19 protein-coding genes are annotated in these 17,476 nt (G+C 66.6%); 11 read left to right on the forward strand and 8 right to left on the reverse strand.

All coding sequences use genetic code 11. The features are described 5' to 3' along the window. Positions 1-11: 11 nt before the first annotated feature. The 3 genes from ACHQ4I_RS14835 to ACHQ4I_RS14845 all read left to right on the forward strand — a co-directional run bounded on the left by ACHQ4I_RS14835 (position 12) and on the right by ACHQ4I_RS14845 (position 2,277). Positions 12-650 (forward strand): lipid droplet-associated protein, encoded by a 639-nt coding sequence (locus ACHQ4I_RS14835; protein WP_420772281.1) that lies wholly within the window; start codon positions 12-14, stop codon positions 648-650. Positions 651-724: 74 nt separating this feature from the next. Further along, a complete protein-coding gene (gene xseA, locus ACHQ4I_RS14840) occupies positions 725-2,032 on the forward strand; it encodes an exodeoxyribonuclease VII large subunit (protein ID WP_420772282.1) in 1,308 nt (435 codons plus the stop codon). Between the two features lie 2 nt (positions 2,033-2,034). Then, complete coding sequence (locus ACHQ4I_RS14845; protein ID WP_420772283.1) at positions 2,035-2,277, forward strand: exodeoxyribonuclease VII small subunit; 243 nt, start codon at positions 2,035-2,037, stop codon at positions 2,275-2,277. 38 nt (positions 2,278-2,315) lie between these two features. On the opposite strand, the gene ACHQ4I_RS14850 is transcribed toward ACHQ4I_RS14845, so the two are convergent. Continuing rightward, entirely contained in the window at positions 2,316-2,882 is a 567-nt protein-coding gene (locus ACHQ4I_RS14850; protein WP_420772284.1) for a DUF4245 domain-containing protein, read from the reverse strand. A gap of 198 nt (positions 2,883-3,080) precedes the next feature. Here ACHQ4I_RS14850 and glpX point away from each other — a divergent pair, with 198 nt between their 5' ends. After that, positions 3,081-4,124 carry a class II fructose-bisphosphatase gene (gene glpX, locus ACHQ4I_RS14855; protein ID WP_420772285.1) on the forward strand — a complete coding sequence of 348 codons (1,044 nt, stop codon included), beginning with the start codon at positions 3,081-3,083 and terminating at the stop codon, positions 4,122-4,124. A gap of 134 nt (positions 4,125-4,258) precedes the next feature. Here glpX and ACHQ4I_RS14860 read toward each other — a convergent pair whose 3' ends face one another. Continuing rightward, on the reverse strand, positions 4,259-5,215 hold the full coding sequence (locus tag ACHQ4I_RS14860; RefSeq protein WP_420772286.1) for an alpha/beta fold hydrolase: 957 nt from the start codon (positions 5,213-5,215) through the stop codon (positions 4,259-4,261). 291 nt (positions 5,216-5,506) lie between these two features. Between ACHQ4I_RS14860 and ACHQ4I_RS14865 the strand changes: the two genes are divergently transcribed. Beyond that, a complete protein-coding gene (locus ACHQ4I_RS14865) occupies positions 5,507-6,913 on the forward strand; it encodes a class II fumarate hydratase (RefSeq protein ID WP_420772287.1) in 1,407 nt (468 codons plus the stop codon). 91 nt (positions 6,914-7,004) lie between these two features. On the opposite strand, the gene ACHQ4I_RS14870 is transcribed toward ACHQ4I_RS14865, so the two are convergent. The 3 genes from ACHQ4I_RS14870 to ACHQ4I_RS14880 all read right to left on the reverse strand — a co-directional run bounded on the left by ACHQ4I_RS14870 (position 7,005) and on the right by ACHQ4I_RS14880 (position 10,048). Next, positions 7,005-7,874 carry an acyl-ACP desaturase gene (locus ACHQ4I_RS14870; RefSeq protein ID WP_420772288.1) on the reverse strand — a complete coding sequence of 290 codons (870 nt, stop codon included), beginning with the start codon at positions 7,872-7,874 and terminating at the stop codon, positions 7,005-7,007. 147 nt (positions 7,875-8,021) lie between these two features. Further along, entirely contained in the window at positions 8,022-8,561 is a 540-nt protein-coding gene (locus ACHQ4I_RS14875; RefSeq protein ID WP_420772289.1) for an LGFP repeat-containing protein, read from the reverse strand. Between the two features lie 191 nt (positions 8,562-8,752). Further along, positions 8,753-10,048 (reverse strand): PhoH family protein, encoded by a 1,296-nt coding sequence (locus ACHQ4I_RS14880; RefSeq protein WP_420772705.1) that lies wholly within the window; start codon positions 10,046-10,048, stop codon positions 8,753-8,755. A 381-nt stretch (positions 10,049-10,429) separates the two neighbouring features. Here ACHQ4I_RS14880 and ACHQ4I_RS14885 point away from each other — a divergent pair, with 381 nt between their 5' ends. Continuing rightward, complete coding sequence (locus tag ACHQ4I_RS14885) at positions 10,430-10,702, forward strand: hypothetical protein (protein WP_420772290.1); 273 nt, start codon at positions 10,430-10,432, stop codon at positions 10,700-10,702. 56 nt (positions 10,703-10,758) lie between these two features. Here the strand turns inward: ACHQ4I_RS14885 and ACHQ4I_RS14890 are convergent, their stop codons facing one another. Continuing rightward, complete coding sequence (locus tag ACHQ4I_RS14890; RefSeq protein WP_420772291.1) at positions 10,759-11,178, reverse strand: limonene-1,2-epoxide hydrolase family protein; 420 nt, start codon at positions 11,176-11,178, stop codon at positions 10,759-10,761. 48 nt (positions 11,179-11,226) lie between these two features. Beyond that, positions 11,227-11,979 (reverse strand): TetR/AcrR family transcriptional regulator, encoded by a 753-nt coding sequence (locus ACHQ4I_RS14895; protein ID WP_420772292.1) that lies wholly within the window; start codon positions 11,977-11,979, stop codon positions 11,227-11,229. 112 nt (positions 11,980-12,091) lie between these two features. On the opposite strand from ACHQ4I_RS14895, the gene ACHQ4I_RS14900 reads away from it, so the two are divergent. The 4 genes from ACHQ4I_RS14900 to ACHQ4I_RS14915 all read left to right on the forward strand — a co-directional run bounded on the left by ACHQ4I_RS14900 (position 12,092) and on the right by ACHQ4I_RS14915 (position 15,961). Continuing rightward, positions 12,092-13,285 (forward strand): FAD-dependent monooxygenase, encoded by a 1,194-nt coding sequence (locus ACHQ4I_RS14900; RefSeq protein WP_420772293.1) that lies wholly within the window; start codon positions 12,092-12,094, stop codon positions 13,283-13,285. 145 nt (positions 13,286-13,430) lie between these two features. Then, positions 13,431-14,630 (forward strand): PPE domain-containing protein, encoded by a 1,200-nt coding sequence (locus ACHQ4I_RS14905; RefSeq protein WP_420772294.1) that lies wholly within the window; start codon positions 13,431-13,433, stop codon positions 14,628-14,630. Continuing rightward, the gene (locus tag ACHQ4I_RS14910) at positions 14,630-15,361 is read left to right on the forward strand and encodes an ESX secretion-associated protein EspG (RefSeq protein WP_420772295.1); all 732 of its coding nucleotides are present in this window, start codon (positions 14,630-14,632) and stop codon (positions 15,359-15,361) included. The genes ACHQ4I_RS14905 and ACHQ4I_RS14910 overlap by 1 nt, the downstream gene beginning before the upstream one ends. A 168-nt stretch (positions 15,362-15,529) precedes the next feature. After that, on the forward strand, positions 15,530-15,961 hold the full coding sequence (locus ACHQ4I_RS14915; RefSeq protein WP_420772296.1) for a hypothetical protein: 432 nt from the start codon (positions 15,530-15,532) through the stop codon (positions 15,959-15,961). Between the two features lie 42 nt (positions 15,962-16,003). Here ACHQ4I_RS14915 and ACHQ4I_RS14920 read toward each other — a convergent pair whose 3' ends face one another. Then, positions 16,004-16,603: a TetR/AcrR family transcriptional regulator gene (locus tag ACHQ4I_RS14920; RefSeq protein WP_420772297.1), complete on the reverse strand. Its 600-nt coding sequence runs from the start codon at positions 16,601-16,603 to the stop codon at positions 16,004-16,006. Between the two features lie 69 nt (positions 16,604-16,672). Here ACHQ4I_RS14920 and ACHQ4I_RS14925 point away from each other — a divergent pair, with 69 nt between their 5' ends. Next, on the forward strand, positions 16,673-17,422 hold the full coding sequence (locus ACHQ4I_RS14925) for an MBL fold metallo-hydrolase (RefSeq protein ID WP_420772298.1): 750 nt from the start codon (positions 16,673-16,675) through the stop codon (positions 17,420-17,422). Positions 17,423-17,476 lie beyond the last annotated feature (54 nt).

Consider the following 17,476-nt stretch of genomic DNA (forward strand, 5'->3'; position numbering starts at 1 on the left):
AGGCTAGGAGCATGTTTCGACCACCGTTCCTCGCCCGGGTCGCTGCCGGAGCCGCCGTATACGCCATCGAAGAAACCCGTCGGCTACCCACGGCGGCAATGAATTTCCCGATCACCGCGATCAGCCAGATGCTGCAAACCACCATGCACGTCCAGCAGTTCGTGACCAGCCTCGCGCTCAAGGGCGACGGCGTCTTCGACCGTCTCACCAACTCCCCCGTCGAACAGCCCGAGTGGGCGACCTTCGACGAAGACAGCGAGCCCGAGTTCGGCGCGCCCGCTCGCACCAGCCGCTTCGACCTGTACGCCCCCGACGAAGCCGCCGCCCCGCACGACACCCTGCCCGCCGAAGCCGCCGCCCGCGCCGGTGAGCGCAATGGTCACGTGGCCTCGGTGCAGACCATCATCCAGCCCGAGACCGAGGTCGCGGCGCCCGAGCCCGAGGTCGAACCCGAGCCCGAGGTCGTCGAGCCCGAGGTGGCCACCCGCTACGACTACGCCAACATGACCCTGGCCCAGTTGCGCGCCCGCCTGCGCATGCTGACCGTCGAGGACCTGACCGCCCTGCTGGAATACGAACAGCGCACGCGTGCCCGGGCGCCGTTCGTGACCATGCTGACGAATCGGATCGCCACCGTGCGGGCCCAGTGAATTCAGCATCGCGCAGCGATTCGATGGGGGGTGGCGGCCGGGCGACGGGTGGGCCTGAACCCGCGTCATCGTCGATGGTTGGCCGGGAACCTTCCGGCCAACCGGACCGACCGGCCGCGCCCGCCAACTCCGCCGAACACCCGATGCCGGTGCGTTCGGTGTCCATCAAGGTCGCGCAATGGATCGATCGGCTCGGCAGCATCTGGGTGGAGGGGCAGATCACCCAGATCAATCTGCGTCCGGGCACCAGCACCGCATTCCTGGTGCTGCGCGATACCTCCGCCGATATGTCGCTGTCGGTGACCTGTCATCCGGATCTCATCCGCCGATCCGCCGTACCGCTGCAGGAAGGCAGCCGGGTGGTGGTCTACGGCAAACTCGCGTTCTTCACCGGTCGCGGCACGATTTCATTGCGCGCCATGGAGATTCGCCCGGTCGGCATCGGCGAACTGCTGGCCCGCATCGAACGGTTGAAGGCGCTGCTCGCCGCGGAGGGACTATTCGATCCCCGGCTGAAGCGGCCGATCCCGTTCCTGCCCAAGACAATTGGCCTGATCACCGGTCGCGCCAGCGCCGCCGAACGCGACGTCCTGACCGTATCTCGAAACCGTTGGCCCGCAGTGCGTTTCGAGATCCGCAATACGGCCGTGCAGGGACCGACCGCGGTGCCGCAGATGCTGGCCGCACTGTCCGGACTCGATCGCGATCCGGCGGTCGAGGTCATCGTGCTGGCCCGCGGCGGTGGCAGCGTCGAGGATCTGCTGCCGTTCTCCGATGAGGCGCTGTGCCGCGCGATCGTCGCGGCGACCACTCCGATCGTCAGTGCGATCGGTCACGAACCCGATAACCCGCTCTGCGATCTCGTCGCCGACCTGCGCGCCGCCACCCCGACCGATGCCGCCAAGCGCATCGTGCCCGACGCGGCCGCCGAACTGGCCGGGGTCCGCGATATGCGCGCCCGTGCCGCCGCCGCGCTGCGCGGCTGGGTCGACCGCGAGACCAGGGCCTTGGCACAGCTGCGTTCCCGGCCGGTGCTGGCCGACCCGCTGCGCGAACTCGACCGCCGCTACGACGAGATCGAGCGCCTGCGCGTCGCCGCCCGCCGCACCGCCGACCATCTGATCCGCACCGAAACCACGGCCACCAGGCACCTGCGCGAAAAACTCACCGCGGTGGGCCCGGCCGCCACCCTGGCCCGCGGCTACGCTGTCGTGCAGCGCGTCAGCGGTAAGGAGCGGCATGTGGTCCGCTCGATCGAGGACGCGCCCGCGGGTAGTCAACTGCGGATCCGGGTCGCCGACGGCGCCATATCGGCCGCCGCGCTCGGCACCCAGGCGTTGGGCAATCCGATACCGAACAGGACCGAGACCGGGAGGAACTGACCTTGGCCGACTCCGGCAAGGATGACGAGCTGGCCGAGATCTCCACCTTCGGCTACGAACGCGCCCGCGACGAACTGGTCAACGTCGTGAAGATGCTCGAACAGGGCGGCCTCGACCTGGACGAATCCCTGGCGCTGTGGGAGCGCGGCGAAGCACTGGCCACCCGCTGCGAGGAACATCTCGCGGGTGCGCGTCAACGGGTCGAGAACGCGCTCTCGCGCACCGATCTCGAGACCGACGAATAACCCCACCCGGACAGTGGTCGGCCCACCGCTGACCGGCGCTACTTCCGTAGCGGCTGGGCGGCCGTGATGGCGGCGGCGAGGGTGGTGAAGGCGGCGTGGTTGCCCGCGCCGGTGATGAGCACCCGAGACTGGCCGAAGTCGCCGATCCAGGCGGTTTCGGAGCCTTGTTCGGCGTACACGACCCACTTCTGGTCGCCGACCTGTTCGGTGCCGGTGCCGTAGCGGGAGCCGAGGACGAAGCGCGACAGCGCCTCTTCGGTCGCGCTGCTCTGACTCATCCGCATATAGGTGCCCTGCGGTGTGATGTAACCGACAGTGCTGACAGGCCCGCCGCCGGTGGTGGTGATCGTGTCGCGGCTACCGGAATTCGGCGTCCAGTGTTCGGGCAGGCTGGGATTACGGACCGGGAACGGCATCGTCTTCGCGTCGTTGGCCAGTGCGGCCGTCACATCGAAGTGCGGAATCTGGCCCTGGGTCGGGCCCTTCGCGGCGAAGCTGCACTGGCTGGCGAGCCCGGCGAAGACCACGGCGATCAGCACCAACGGGATCAGCGACCAGAACAGATCCCGATAGTCGTTGAGAATGCGCGGTTTTTGGTACGACACGCTCCCAGTATCCACGTCCGGTCCGGCACGCTCCGCCGGAGGTAGTCCGCTGGGCTGGCCTTTTCGAGCGACCTGCAAGCAGTCGCTGCTGACCCTTTCGAGCGACCTGCAAGCAGTCGCTACGGCCAGTACCTGATCGGGAACGGTCACGCTTCTGAGAGAATCACAGGTAGCAACGACCGTAGGAGGCACACCGTAATGACGGCATCTTCGCCCGCACCCAGCCGCCGCGAGGCACCGGACCGCAACCTCGCGCTCGAACTGGTCCGGGTCACCGAGGCCGGTGCGATGGCCGCGGGCCGCTGGGTCGGCCGCGGCGATAAGGAAGGTGGCGACGGTGCGGCCGTCGACGCCATGCGGCAGCTGGTCAGCTCGGTTTCCATGCGCGGCATCGTGGTCATCGGTGAGGGCGAGAAGGACGAAGCGCCCATGCTCTACAACGGTGAGCTGGTCGGCGACGGCACCGGTCCCGAGGTCGACTTCGCGGTCGACCCGATCGACGGAACCACGCTGATGTCGAAGGGTTCGCCCGGCGCCATCGCGGTGCTCGCGGTCGCCGAGCGCGGCGCGATGTTCGATCCGTCCGCGGTGTTCTACATGCACAAGATCGCGGTCGGCCCCGACGCTGCGGGTGTGATCGATATCTCCGCGCCGATCGCCGAGAACATCAGCCGGGTGGCCAAGGCCAAGAACCTCTCGAAGTCCGATCTCACCATCTGCATCCTGGACCGGCCCCGGCACGCCGAGCTGATCCAGCAGGTGCGCGACGCGGGCGCCCGTATCCGGCTGATCTCCGACGGCGACGTCGCCGGCGCCATCGCCTGCGCCCGGCCCGACTCCGGCACCGACATCCTGGTCGGCATCGGTGGCACCCCCGAGGGCATCATCGCCGCCGCCGCGATGCGCTGCATGGGCGGCGAGCTGCAGGGCATGCTCGCACCGAAGGACGATGAGGAACGCCAGAAGGCGATCGACGCGGGCCACGACCTGAGCCGCGTACTCACCACCGAGGATCTGGTGGCCGGCGACAATGTCTTCTTCTGCGCGACCGGCGTCACCGACGGCGACCTACTACGCGGCGTCCGCTACTACGGCGGCGGCGCGTCGACCCAGTCGATCGTCATGCGCTCCAAGTCCGGCACCGTCCGCATGATCGACGCCTACCACCGCCTCACCAAGCTCCGCGAGTACTCCTCCGTCGATTTCATCGGCGACGAGCACGCGGTGCCGCCGCTGCCCTGAGCGATACGGCCCTGATAGGTCGAGCCCGATCCGAACGATTCGGATCGGGCTCGACCCTTTCGCGCGTGCCGATTACCGATCACCGGTACGCGAACCGACCAGGAATACGGCTGATCCGATTCACTCCGCAGTGATTACGCGGCGAGTGCGAGGTGAGCCCGCTCGACCTTGCGGGTTCGGCCTGCGCGCGTCATCAGGCGGCCGATGGCCTCGGCAACCTGTCGGGGTTGTTCGAGGATCACCGAATGTCCGGCGCTCTCGACCAGCACGAAGTCGGAGTAGTCGACCGCGGCGGCCATCGCGACCGAATGCGCGGGCGGGGTCATCAGGTCGGCGGTGCCGCACAGCACCAACGTCGGGATCTTCGACAGCACCGGCAGCGCATCGGTTCGGTCGAAGACCATGAAGGCGCTCAAGAAGCTCGCCATCGTGACGATCGGCGTCTGGTTGTGCATCGCGTTGGCAAGAGTGAGCACCCGGGGACTGACCTTGCGATCGCCGAATTCGGCGGTACGGATGATGGGGGCGAAAACCTTGCAGGCCAGCAGCTTCGCATGATGCATCAGGCGCGGAGCACGCCGCACGGCGGCCTGGAACACCGAAACGACCGGGTTACGCAGCAGACGACCGAATCCGGCGTCGGCGAGCCCGCTGGCAGCGGTCGCGATTAGGGCGACACCGACGATTCGGGTGCCGATCTCGTGCGGGTTCTGGCTGGCGTAGGTCAATGCGGTCATGCCGCCCATCGAGTGGCCGACCAGGATGACAGGTCCGGTGGGGGCGACAGCGTCCAGGACATCGCGCAGGTCGTACCCGAGCTGCTCGAGGTTATAGGTGCGGCGCGACGCCGTAGCGGACTCGCCGTGGCCGCGGTGGTCGTAGCAGACGACCCGGGCGCCCGGATATTGGCGAACCAGCGCGTCGCGGACGTAGGTCCAGGACGCGGTGCGCAGGCAATGTCCGTGCAGGAGGACGACCGTGAGGTCCGCATCTCGCGGGCCGTATTCGCGAACCGCGAGCGCCACACCGTCTTCGGTCGAGATCGTGGCACGACGTTCCGCCGAGGTGGCGATGGTGCTCGAGATCGACATTGGGGGCTCCGGTTCGGTTGCGGTGACCTGTCCAACTTTGCGCCGAATCCGCCGCCGATATCAGGCCCCCGAGTACTGGGCTCGGTCCCCCAAGGTGGAGCAGATCACCACCAAGGTGACGCCTATGCGCCGACGCTTGCAGTCATATCGATAATGACGAAACGCAGGCGAACGGCGTGCCATCGGCCGAGCGGATCCCGGCATATTCCCGCCACGGTTCGTGCGGCGCTGTGCGAATCGCCTCAGGCGTGGCAGCCCCACCGCGGCCGCGTCGGGCATAGGGTCGAAATCATGACGACCGAGGAGACCCAGTACCGCATCGAACACGACACTATGGGCGAGGTCCGGGTACCGGTGCACGCGTTGTGGCGGGCGCAGACCCAGCGAGCCGTGGAGAACTTTCCGATCAGCGGGCGCGGGCTGGAGCGGGCGCAGATCCGCGCGCTGGGGCTGTTGAAGGCCGCGTGCGCGAAGGTGAACAAGGATCTCGGATTGCTCGATCCGGCGAAGGCGGATGCGATCATCACCGCCGCCAATGAAATCGCCGAGGGCCTGCACGACGACCAGTTCCCGATCGATGTCTTCCAGACCGGCTCGGGCACCAGCTCGAATATGAACGCCAACGAGGTCATCGCCTCGATCGCCAAGGCGAACGGTGTGAACGTGCACCCGAACGACGACGTGAATATGTCGCAGTCGTCCAATGACACCTTCCCTACCGCAACCCATCTCGCCGCCACCGAGGCCGCTATCAAGGAGCTGATTCCGGCGCTGGACCATCTGCGGCTGGCATTGCTGGACAAGTCGACCGAATGGCGCACCGTGGTGAAGTCGGGCCGCACGCATTTGATGGACGCGGTGCCGGTGACCCTCGGCCAGGAGTTCGGCGGCTATACCCGCCAGGTCACGGCGGGTATCGAGCGGATCATGGCGGCGCTGCCGCGGCTCGGCGAGCTGCCGATCGGCGGCACCGCGGTCGGCACGGGCCTCAACGCGCCGGAGGGTTTCGGCGCGAAAGTCGTTGCCGAACTGGTGCTGTCGACCGATATCGATGAGCTGTCGGAGGCGCGGGATCACTTCGAGGCACAGGCCGCGCGTGACGGTCTGGTGGAGGCATCCGGTGCGCTGCGCACCGTCGCCGTCAGCCTCACCAAGATTGCCAACGACATTCGCTGGATGGGTTCGGGCCCGCTGACCGGTCTCGGCGAATTGCGGCTGCCCGATCTGCAGCCCGGCAGTTCGATCATGCCAGGCAAGGTGAATCCCGTTCTGCCCGAGGCGGTTACGCAGGTCGCGGCGCAGGTGATCGGTAATGACGCGACCGTCGCGTTCGCCGGTGCGAGTGGCGCGTTCGAGTTGAACGTCTACATCCCGGTCATGGCACGCAATCTGCTGGAGTCGATTCGGCTGCTGGCCAATGTCGCTCGACTGTTCGCCGATAAGTGCATTCGCGGTCTGGTCGCCAACGAGGATCACCTGCGCACCCTGGCGGAATCGTCACCGTCCATCGTGACCCCGCTGAATTCCGCCATCGGCTACGAAGAAGCGGCCGCGGTGGCGAAAGAGGCCCTGAAGCAGAGGAAAACCATCCGCCAGACCGTGATCGATCGCGGATTGGTCGACGAGAAGCTGACGCTGGAAGAACTCGACCGTCGTTTGGATGTGCTGTCTATGGCAAAGGTCGAGGATGAGAAATAACCGAAACTAGGCGAATACGCACTCGAGCGTCACGTTGGACATGCTGATACCAGATCCATCGTGACGTTCGAGTGCGTAGCTGCCCGCCGAATCAGGACGGCGAATCGGACCGCAGATGTCCGAGTTCGGCGCGCGCCTTCTCGCCGTCTTCACCGATATCGGTCCGAGTGAAGAACTGCCACCGCTGCAGCAGCGGCGCGAAAACCAACTCGCCTTCCTTGGCCCGGTCGTAGATGCCCGCCTCGGCGAGCACTTCGTCGCTGCTGCGCCCGTCGGCCAAGGTCACCGACGGCACGTGGAAGTTCGCCACGCTGTCCGCGATGGCACGCATCGTCTGATCCGGCGCGACGCGAAATGCCGCCGTGATCAGCTCGGCGAAGAACACCGACTGCAGCTCATCGTCGGCCGCGATGCGCTGGGCGATGGCGGTGACCATCTTGTTCTCCCCGAACGCGGCGGTATTGCGATGCCGGATGGCGGCGGCAGCCTCCTCGAACGCGCAGGTGGCGAGCACATCGAGCAGGTGCAGCGCGGGACGCCGGAACCCCTTGGTCATATGTTCCATCCGCAACCGCTCCAGCTGCACCGGGTCGACCGACCGGGTGACCATCAGGTAGTTGCGGATCATGATCTCGTGGCGGTTCTCCTCCGCCGTCCACCGGCCGACCCAGCGCCACCACGATCCGATGCGCAGGTACTTGCCGATCTCGCGGTGATACGAGGGAAGGTTGTCCGCGATGAGCACGCTGACCGTCAGCGCCAGCTTGGCGGTCTCGCTCAGCTCGGATTGCTCCGGCTCCCAATCGATTCCCCCGAGGAAGCCGAAGTTGCGGCCATCGTCCCACGGCACGTAGTCGTGCGGCTGCCAGTGGTCGGCGGCGGCGATGTGGCGGCGCAGGTTCAGCTCCACCTCATCGGCGAGGGACTCGAGCAGTTCTCGATCGGTCAACAGAGTTTGCACTAGCACAACCTAGCGGCTGGGCCCGCGATGCGGGGATCTACGAATAGGAATCGGTTTTCGGCGTCCGAGCGTACAAGCGCTGGGCCTTTCGAGCGAGCCGCCGGCCTTCACCAGCGGTGGCACGCGAGTGCCCGGACGCCGTGCCGGTCAGGACTTCGGCGCGACGGTCGTATTGCCGTCCACCCAGGTGATGGTGCCGGTGGCGAAATCGCTCTGCTTGCCGCCGGGAATATCCTTCTCGTCGCTGGTGGGGTAGCCGAGCTGGCCGTCGGGGCCGCCGTTGTCTTCCCACGCCTTGCGGATTTCGCCCCAGACGATGTGCGCGCCGGTGTCCTTGCTCCAGACGATCGCGCCGCCGGTGAAGTCCTGCCACCTGCCGTCGTTCGGACCTTCCTGCTGCGCTTCGAGCGGCGCGCCGAGCGGACCAGTCGGGCCGCCGGACTGCACGTACTTGTCGAAGATCAGGCCGGTGACGGCGAGATCGCCGCCCTGGGTGGCGATCTTGGTTTCCCCCGCCGCGGCGGACAAATGCTCCTCGCCGTGGCCGACGGCGGCCGAAGAAGTCGTCATCGACGCGGCGGAGTTCTTGTCCTTGTCGTCGTCTTTGCCGCAGCCTGCGGCCAGCAGCAGCGCCGCGGCCGCGATGACCGCGGCGAATCCAGCCGTTCGTCGAGCGAAGTGGTGCATTTCCATCCTCTCGAAAGTGGCTACCGATGCCACCGCGGCCGCGGTGACGTCGCGCGTAGCCTAGGCCGATGTCCGGCAACGGCCCGGCGAATCCGCATAAGACTCGCCGGGCCGGTGCTGAACAGGTATCGCGCGGATATTACCCGCCCGATTGTGAGGTGAAACACACGCTGGAGAGTTGCCCCGATGGACTATGAATTCGGGCCGTACTCCTCCAACATCTCGGTCACCAGCGCCGCGATCGGCGACCGCTCGCTACGGGTCAGCGTGATGTGCGCGAAAAGCGGGTGCCCCTTGAGCTTTTCGATCACCGCGGCGACACCGTCGTGCCGACCGACCCGCAAGTTGTCGCGCTGGGCCACGTCATGGGTGAGCACGACCCGCGATCCGGTGCCCAGTCGGCTGAGCACCGTCAGCAGCACATTGCGTTCCAGCGACTGCGCCTCGTCCACGATCACGAACGAATCGTGCAGCGAGCGACCGCGAATGTGGGTGAGCGGCAAGACTTCCAACATATCGCGGCTGAGCACCTCCTCCATCACCTCGCGACTGGCCAACCCGTCGAGCGTGTCGAAGACCGCCTGCGCCCAGGGGCCCATCTTCTCGCTCTCCGAGCCCGGCAGATAGCCGAGATCCTGCCCACCGACCGCGTACAGCGGACGGAACACCACCACCTTGCGTTGCGTGCGGCGCTCGAGCACCGCCTCCAATCCGGCCGTCAACGCCAGCGCCGACTTGCCGGTACCGGCCCGGCCGCCGAGCGAGACGATGCCGACACTCTCGTCCAATAGCAGATCCAGCGCGATGCGCTGTTCGGCCGAGCGGCCGTGTAGTCCGAACGCCTCGCGTTCGCGCACCAACTGCACCCGCTTGTCCGGCGTGATCCGGCCCAAGGCGCTGGAACTGGAGCCGAGCAACCGGATCCCGGTGTGGCACGGCAACTCCCGCGCCTCGTCCAGATCGATCACGCTCTCGGCGTAGAGCTGATCGATCTGGGTTTTGGAGACATCGACCTCCACCATTCCGGACCAGCCGGAGGTCACCACGTCCTGGGCGTGGTATTCGTCGGCGTGCAAACCCACCGCACTCGCCTTGACGCGCAAGGGAATGTCCTTGGACACCAGCAGTACCTCGCGGCCCTCGGCCGCCAGGTTGAGCGCACAGGCCAGGATGCGGGAATCATTGGTGTCGGTGCGGAATCCGACCGGAAGTACCGCGGGGTCGGTGTGATTGAGTTCCACCTGCAGCGTTCCGCCCTCGGTGCCGATCGGCACCTGCTGATCCAGCCTGCCGTGCTGCAGGCGAAGATCATCGAGGTTGCGCAGGGCTTCCCGCGCGAACCAGCCCAATTCGTGGTGGTGGCGCTTGCCTTCGAGTTCGCTGATCACGACCAGCGGTAGTACGACGTCGTGTTCGCCGAACCTGGTGAAAGCCCAGGGATCGGACAGTAGAACCGAGGTGTCGATGACGAAGGACTTGGCACCGATTTTCTGGGAATGCGAGGGGCGGGCCCCCTTCGCGGCGGCTTCGCCTTTCGCGGAGCTGGAGTGCGCCGAGGGAGCGGGAACGGAGCGTGCAGCAGTCACGGTGGGCTCCTTTTGTGTTCGCGCGGCACCCGCACGAACGATCTCGCTGGACCGGTCCGTCCTGATGGGATCCGACTTGCGTCAAATGCCACGAGGGCCGGGTGCCAGCCCTCTCGTACTGAATAGCTCAGTCACGGTTCAGGACCTCCCGTGCGAGCCACACCGACGCGGCCCGCACCACCGACGCTACCGTCGACTACCCGATCTCCGCTCGGGCACTGGTAGGCGTGTCCGTGAATTTGTCGTTAACCCCGCATCGGTGCAGCGGATAGAGTCACAGGTATGGCCGGTAACGAGGAGTTGGAGAAGCTGTCGTCCAAGGAGCTGCACGACCGTGCGGTCCGGCTCGCGGCGCGACGCGGAGACATCAAGTACCTGTGGCGGCTGCTGAAATCGATTCCGGCCGCCGAGGCCGCGGCGGGCAATCTCGGCGAGAGCGAGGCCGACATCAAGTACGTGCTGCCGATGATCGACGACTACATCCATGCGGGCGACGGCAAGATCGCCGAGGTGCTGCGTCCGTACTACCTCGACTATCTGGCCAAGCATTCCTGACCGCGCACCTCGAGGCGAATCGAATGGTCGCGCTCGGGGCTGCCGGTCGACGACCCTCAGCGGTTGGGCAGCGCGGCGCGGACCAGTCCGACGACGGTCCCGCGCAGGAAGTTCTCCCAGCTGAAGTGGTCGTCCCACAGGATGATTCGGCCATCGCGCAGCTCGAAGGTGCCGCATACCCAGAATGCGATCCGCAGCGGACCGACGCGCAGGATGTCGGTGCGGTCGGTGAGCACGATGTCACCGTCGGCGGCGATGTGACGCATCTGGGCGGCGAAGCCGATGGTGTCGCGATTCAGGCCGCGCAGAATTCGGCGCGTCAGCCCGCCGCCGACGGTCGGCAGTGAGGTGTTCTTCCAGACGACGTCGGGGTGCAGCAGGTCGAGCGCCTCCTCGACGGCCCCGAGTTCCAGCGCGGCGAAGAACTCCCGCACGGTGGTGATCGCGTCCTGCTCCAGCTCGAGTTCTTCGCTCATAGTCCGAGCGTAGGCCGCCGCCGCACCGCTCGACAGTGCCGCCGCAGCTCACCGCGATTCGCCTCGGCGCTGATCGATGAGCACGGCCAGGCCGTCGAGCACACGGGCGATACCGAAGTTCAACGCGTCGTCGGGGCCCCCGGCGTAGGGCGGTGCGGACGTCGCGGACGCCTCCTCGGCGAAGGCCGCGACGACCTCGGGATAACGGTCGCCCGCCGCGGTCATCATCGCCGTGAACTGCGCGGTGAACTGCGCCGCCGCCGCGCCGCCGCCGGTGGAGTTGACCTGCTGGGCCAAGCTGCGGACGTGCCCGTTGAGCAGCACGATGGTGTCCAGCCGCTCGGATCCGTTCAGCCCGGTGTCCTTGAGGGCCACCAGCGCGGCCTCGGTCCAGCCCATCTCATTCGGCCCGATGGGGCGCAGTCCGGTGGCGAGCTCGATCGCCCAGGGATGGGCGGTGTAGCGCTCGAAAATCGTCTGGGCCCAGCCGCGCAGCGCGGCGCGCCACGGTTCTTCGGTCGAATCCGCCTGCGCCGCGGCCATATCCGGCGGCGTCCCCATGGCGCTGTCGAACATCAGCGCGGTGAGCTGCTCCTTGCCCGGGACATAGCGGTACAGCGACATCTTGGTGAAGCCGAGGCGTTCGGCCAGGCGCTGCATCGACAGATTCGCCAGGCCTTCGGCATCGGCGAGGGCGATGGCCTCGGCGACGATCCCCTCCAGTGAGAGTGCTGGCTTGGGTCCGCGTTTGGGCCGCTGCTGGGTGCCCCAGAGCAGTTCGACGGTGGTCGGTGACGGCATCTACACATCCTTCCGGAAAGCGCGTTGACAACTAACTGTGTCTACCATACTCTAATTCGTGTCCGGCGGATACAGATTCCATCGGACGCAGATACTGACATCGGGAGACATCATGCGTAACAAGTCCGTTCTCATCTCCGGCGCGAGCATCGCGGGCCCCGCCCTCGCCTACTGGCTGAACCGCTACGGGTTCGAGGTCACCGTGGTCGAGCGCGCTTCGGCACTGCGGCCCGGCGGCCAAGCCGTCGACTTCACCGGCGAAACGCACCACAAGGTGCTCGAGCAGATGGGCATCCTGGACGAGATCTACGCGCATCGAACCGGCACCACCGATATCGCGATCGTCGACGGCAAGGGCGAGCAGCAGGCCCTCATCTCCGGCGATTTCACCGGCGGCGACGTGGAGATCCTGCGCGGGGATCTGGCGCGGATCATGTACGAAAAGACCCACCAGGATTGCGAATACATATTCGGCGACTCGATCAGCGCACTGACCGAGACCGACAACGGTGTGTGGGTCGAATTCGAGAAGGGCGCGCCGCGCGGTTTCGATCTGGTCTTCGGCGCCGACGGAATCCATTCGCGGGTACGGCGTCTGGCGTTCGGACCGGAGCAGGAGTTCGTCAAGCACCTCGGCCATTACTACTGCGTCGCGGGTGCGAGCCCGTGGGCGATCAAGTCCGAGAGCACCCCTGAGCGGCTGACGGCCTACGGCTACAACGAGCCGGGCAAATGCGTCATCACCGGTGGCTCGAAGGCACAGCAGCTGTACATCTTCGCCTCGCCCGAACTCGACTACGCCCGTGACGACACCGCGGCGCAGCGGCGCATCATCGCCGAAACCTTCGCCGACGTCGGCTGGGAGGCGCCGCGCATGCTCGCCGAACTGGCGGAGTTCGACGACTTCTTCCTGGACTCGATCAGCATGGTGCGCAAGATGAACAGCTACAGCCGAGGGCGGGTCGCGCTGGTCGGCGATTCGGGCTACGGAAACACCATGGGCGGCTTCGGAACCGGACTCGCGGTGCAGGGCGCCTACATCATCGCCGGTGAACTCGCGCTCGCCGACGGCGATTACTCCAAGGCCTTCGCGCGCTACGACGAGCTCATGCACGCCCTCGGCAAACTCGCGGACTACAGCAATGCGGGCCGCTTCTTCGCGCCGAAAACCGCGCTGGGCATCAAGTTCCGCAACTGGTTCCTGCACTCGTGGATGTTCGACAAGATGGTGAAGATGACCGAGAACGTCAAGACCATCGAACTGCCGGACTACCCGGCGCTGATCGCGGCCGCCGATGCGCATTAAGGGGCAGGTGTGGGCCGGAGACCGCCGCACCGGAGCGGACCGCATGGTCTGGCGCGGCGGGATCGGCTGTGTTTCGATGGAACCGGGGTGGGGTCGGGTGCGTCTATAGGGTCAGACGGCACTGACGGAAGGGGCCGGGTCGGCCATGACAGCACAGACAGACGGCCGCGCGATCACCAATCCCGAGAACGCGCAGAACTTTTCGCACGCGGAGATCAAACAGGCCGCCGACCAGATGAATCCGGGCGGACTGGACGGTGCGTTCGATGCCTGGTCGGCCATCGCGGCGGCGGTGACCAAGGCGGGGCAGCAGTTCGAGACCGCGATTCAGCAAGCGGTGGAACAACACTGGGAGGGCGCTGCGGCGGACCAGGCGGTGCGCGGCATCCGGGACTACGCCACGCGGGTGGGTGAGCTGGGTGAGTCGCTGGATCAGCAGTCGACGCCGCTATCGTCGGCCGCGAGTGCCGCGGCGCGGTTCAAGGTGGCGGTCCCGCCGGTGGTGGAGACCTCGAGCAATTCGCGCGGCCCGGAGCTGCGGAATACGCAGGAAGAGCAGGCTCGGGACGATATGAGCACCTTGTATATCCAGCCGTATGGGAATACCGCTCCGGCGATTCCGACGCTGCCGCCACCGGTCAATCCGATCTCCGTGCCCGGGGTGTCGCCCGGGGCTGTTCCGGGGACGTCGCCGACCGATACCGGGTCGGGTCGGCCGGGCAAATCTTCGCAGACGGAAGCTCCGAGCAAAACCACGGACTCGGACAAGACCGGAGATCCGAGCGAGTCCGCAGATCAGGGCAAGACCGGGGACACTGGTCAGGGCAAGAACACCGACGCTGGCGGGACGGATGCGCCGGGCAAGACCGAAGCCGCTGCCCCACAATCTGTTTCGCCGACGCAGAGCAGCAGTACGTCGACCGTACCGACCTCCGCCACGCATACCTCCACAACTTCGACCATCCCGTCGACCGCCGGTGTGCAGTCGACCGCGCCGACCACCGTCACATCGGCCGGGATTACGCCGGGTACCTCGAGCCCGAGCCGTACTGCCACCGGACCGAGCCCCGGCGGCGCACCCGGTACGACGCCGAGTCCTGGGAAGTCGGTGCCGGGAACCACCACACCGGGAGCAGCCGCGGCACAGCCCGCCACCGGTACGCCGAGTCGGATGGGCACGGCCGGGGCCGCCGGGTACTCCGGGATGTTGCCGCCCAGGGCCCGCGGCCGACGCGGGGAGGACGGCGAGCACAAGGCGGCGGCCTACCTGCGCACCGAGGAGCACGGCGAAGAGCTCATCGGCGAGGTGGACAAGACCGTGCCGCCCGTACTCGGGGCGCAATGATGACGCAGTGGACCTTGTCCGCCGAACAATTCGCGGCGGCCTGGTTCGGTACCGGTCTGGATCGCATGCCCTTTCCGTTTCGCTTCACCAGCCGCTTCCCAGGGCTCCACGAATATCGCGCCTATCAGCGGCAATTCCGGGCGGAGCTGGCCCGCGAAGACCATGCGCCGCTGCAGCGCGCCCTGCAAGTGCTCGCCCAACCCGAGTGGCGCATCGAACTGTTCGGTATCGATAACACGCGCGGCGCGATCGAGGTGCGCGCCATCGGCTGCGCCACCCGCAACGGCCCCGGCGTGATCGCGCTGCAAGCACCCGCACCGGACGGCGGCAAGGTGCGGTTGCGCCGAGTCCGGGTCGACCAACTCGCCACCGAACTGATCCGTCTGCTCCCCGATCGCCCGCCCGGCACCGCGGCCGAAAAGAGCTACCTACTCGACGATCTCAACGACGACCGCCCCGACCCCTTCGGCACTGCGCCCGCCCGCGCCATCCAGGACCGCTACCGCCGCTTCTGGCGCCAACCCTGCGATACCAGCGGCACCGCGACGGTCCTGGTCGGCCCCCGCAATGCCGAACCCCTGCGCACCGGCAAGCTGCGCTGGATCGATACGAAGGAGGGACGTTACTACGAGGTCCCAGCCAACCGCGCCCTGATGATCCGGCCGGGTACCAGCGCCGACCTCACGCGGTACCTGGACGAGTCCATCGTTCGGGCCAAGGCGCGCATTTAGGACTCGCGCAGGGGGCGAGACGGAGCGCGCACCGAGGTGGATCAAGATCAGGGGGAATCTGTGGCGGCATCGCCCGAGAAGCACCCGCCACCAGTGCCACCTGATCTTGGTCGCTGGAAATGGCCATGTGGTTTATGTGAATTCGGTGTTATCGATAGGTTTGGTGGTATGACGTCGCGGGAAGAGATCGAGTCCTATCTAGTTGAGTATCAGGAGGCGTTGGGGGCGTTCGATGCGCAGCGCTCGGTCGCGCAGTGGGGTGCGCCGGGGACTATGGTCAGCGACGCCTTCGTGGGAACCGTCGCTACCACCGCCGAGATGGCGAAGGGCCTCGAGCAGTCCTACCCGCTCTATCGGTCGCTGGGTCTCGCCAGCGTCGACCACACCGTGCTCGAGCACGTCGACCTGAGCGACCGCATCACCCGCATCCACGTCCGCTGGCACTTCTACGATGTCGAGGGCAATCTGCTCACCGACAGCGACTACGAGTACCTGCTGCGCCGCGATGACGACGGACAACTGCGCGCCTATGTCGCGGTCGCCATCGACGAGATGGAGAAGATCGCGAAGTTGGCCGCCGAAAAGGGTATCCAGCTCTGAATCCGGTTGCCGTCGAATCGAATCCGGTTCGACGGCACCTTGCTATTTTCGGGCAGCGGCCAGATGTGCCGACACCAGTGTGTCGATGAGAACGTCCAGGTCGAGCCACGGGAAGCTGGGCCGGTCCTGACGCAGGGTGATCAGGCCGTGCATCGCCGCCCACAGGCACGAGGCGGTGGCGGTCGGATCCGCGCTGCCACACGCTTCGGCCGCGTCGGCCAGCAGTCGGAAGACTGGCAGGCCGGGCATTTGCGCATCGGTCGGTTCCCAACCCGGTGTGCCCGCTGTGCCGAAAAGCACCCGGTAGTGGCCCGGATTCTGTAGACCGTATTCGCAATAGGCGCGGCATATTTCGGTGAGGCGGGTCGGGCCGTCCGCCGACGTGGCGGCCGACAGGGCAGTTCGCAGTTCGGCGAAGCGAACCTCGTACACCGCGGTCAGCAGTTCTCGCCGATCGGCGAAGTGCAGGTACACACTCTGCGGCGCGATACCCGCGGCCCGGGCGACCGCGCGCAGCGACAGCGATTCCTGACCGTCCAACGTTTCCAGCAGGCGACTTGCCGCCGCGACCAGTTCCGCGCGCAGTCGGCCGCCTTCGCCGCGGCGGTTGCGATCCCTTGCGGTGCTGTTTTTCGCCGTCACCTTGACAGGTTAACAAGACGGGTGTCAACTGACAATCATCAGTAGACACCCGTCTTGTTAGGAAAGACCATGTCCGTCACCGCGACTCGTGTCGTCCACGCCAGCGTTCTGCTCGATTTCGGCGGCGCCCGCATCCTCACCGATCCGTGGCTGTCCGAACGCCGCTTCTACTACCAGGGCGAGCCGCGCAGCATCGCCACCGCCGCCGACCTACCGGAACTGGCCGGGATCGTGATCAGCCACGCCCACTACGACCATTGCGACCTGGACGCGCTGCGGAGTTATCCGGATAAGAGTGTGCCCTTCGCCGTCGTGCGCGGCCTCGCAAAACAGGTGCGGGCCGCCGGATTTCGCAATGTCGTCGAATTGGATCCCTGGCAGCAGACATATCTCGGCTCGGTCGAGGTGACCGCCACACCCGCCAGCCACGGCGTCCCCGAGGTCACCTTCGTATTGCGCGCCGACGGCCACAGCGTTTTCTTCGGCGCCGACACCCTCCGCATCACCGAACTCGACGAAATCGCCCACCGCTTCAAGGATTTGGACCTGGCGCTACTGCCCATCAACGGCCTGCGCATCCGCCCCGCGTTCAACCACCAGGTCGTCATGGACGCCACCGAGGCCGCCGACCTCACCCGCGTCCTGCGCCCCCGCCTCGCCGTCCCGATCCACTACGCGTTCACCAGCGGAGCCCTCGGCGACCGCCTTCTAACGAAGTCCACCCGAAACCGTCCGGACCTCTACCGCGACGCCACCGCCGACCTCGCCCCCGACACCACCGTCCACATTCTCGAACCCGGTCGCACGCTGGGTTTGTAGCGCCGATCCGGTTTTCACGAGAACAACGCGGCTTGCGTCGGGCTTGGCGAGAAC

The organism is Nocardia nepalensis (assembly GCF_048910785.1).
In the GTDB taxonomy this organism is placed as follows: Bacteria; Actinomycetota; Actinomycetes; order Mycobacteriales; family Mycobacteriaceae; genus Nocardia; species Nocardia nepalensis.

Coding starts and splice junctions, on each gene's coding strand:
- ACHQ4I_RS14835 (WP_420772281.1), top strand. CDS start 12: ATGTTTCGACCACCGTTCCTCGCCCGGGTCGCTGCCGGAGCCGCCGTA.
- ACHQ4I_RS14895 (WP_420772292.1), bottom strand. CDS start 11,979: ATGCCGTCACCGACCACCGTCGAACTGCTCTGGGGCACCCAGCAGCGG.
- ACHQ4I_RS14915 (WP_420772296.1), top strand. CDS start 15,530: ATGACGTCGCGGGAAGAGATCGAGTCCTATCTAGTTGAGTATCAGGAG.
- ACHQ4I_RS14865 (WP_420772287.1), top strand. CDS start 5,507: ATGACGACCGAGGAGACCCAGTACCGCATCGAACACGACACTATGGGC.
- ACHQ4I_RS14910 (WP_420772295.1), top strand. CDS start 14,630: ATGACGCAGTGGACCTTGTCCGCCGAACAATTCGCGGCGGCCTGGTTC.
- ACHQ4I_RS14885 (WP_420772290.1), top strand. CDS start 10,430: ATGGCCGGTAACGAGGAGTTGGAGAAGCTGTCGTCCAAGGAGCTGCAC.
- ACHQ4I_RS14860 (WP_420772286.1), bottom strand. CDS start 5,215: ATGTCGATCTCGAGCACCATCGCCACCTCGGCGGAACGTCGTGCCACG.
- glpX (WP_420772285.1), top strand. CDS start 3,081: ATGACGGCATCTTCGCCCGCACCCAGCCGCCGCGAGGCACCGGACCGC.
- xseA (WP_420772282.1), top strand. CDS start 725: ATGGTTGGCCGGGAACCTTCCGGCCAACCGGACCGACCGGCCGCGCCC.
- ACHQ4I_RS14925 (WP_420772298.1), top strand. CDS start 16,673: ATGTCCGTCACCGCGACTCGTGTCGTCCACGCCAGCGTTCTGCTCGAT.
- ACHQ4I_RS14900 (WP_420772293.1), top strand. CDS start 12,092: ATGCGTAACAAGTCCGTTCTCATCTCCGGCGCGAGCATCGCGGGCCCC.
- ACHQ4I_RS14890 (WP_420772291.1), bottom strand. CDS start 11,178: ATGAGCGAAGAACTCGAGCTGGAGCAGGACGCGATCACCACCGTGCGG.
- ACHQ4I_RS14875 (WP_420772289.1), bottom strand. CDS start 8,561: ATGCACCACTTCGCTCGACGAACGGCTGGATTCGCCGCGGTCATCGCG.
- ACHQ4I_RS14905 (WP_420772294.1), top strand. CDS start 13,431: ATGACAGCACAGACAGACGGCCGCGCGATCACCAATCCCGAGAACGCG.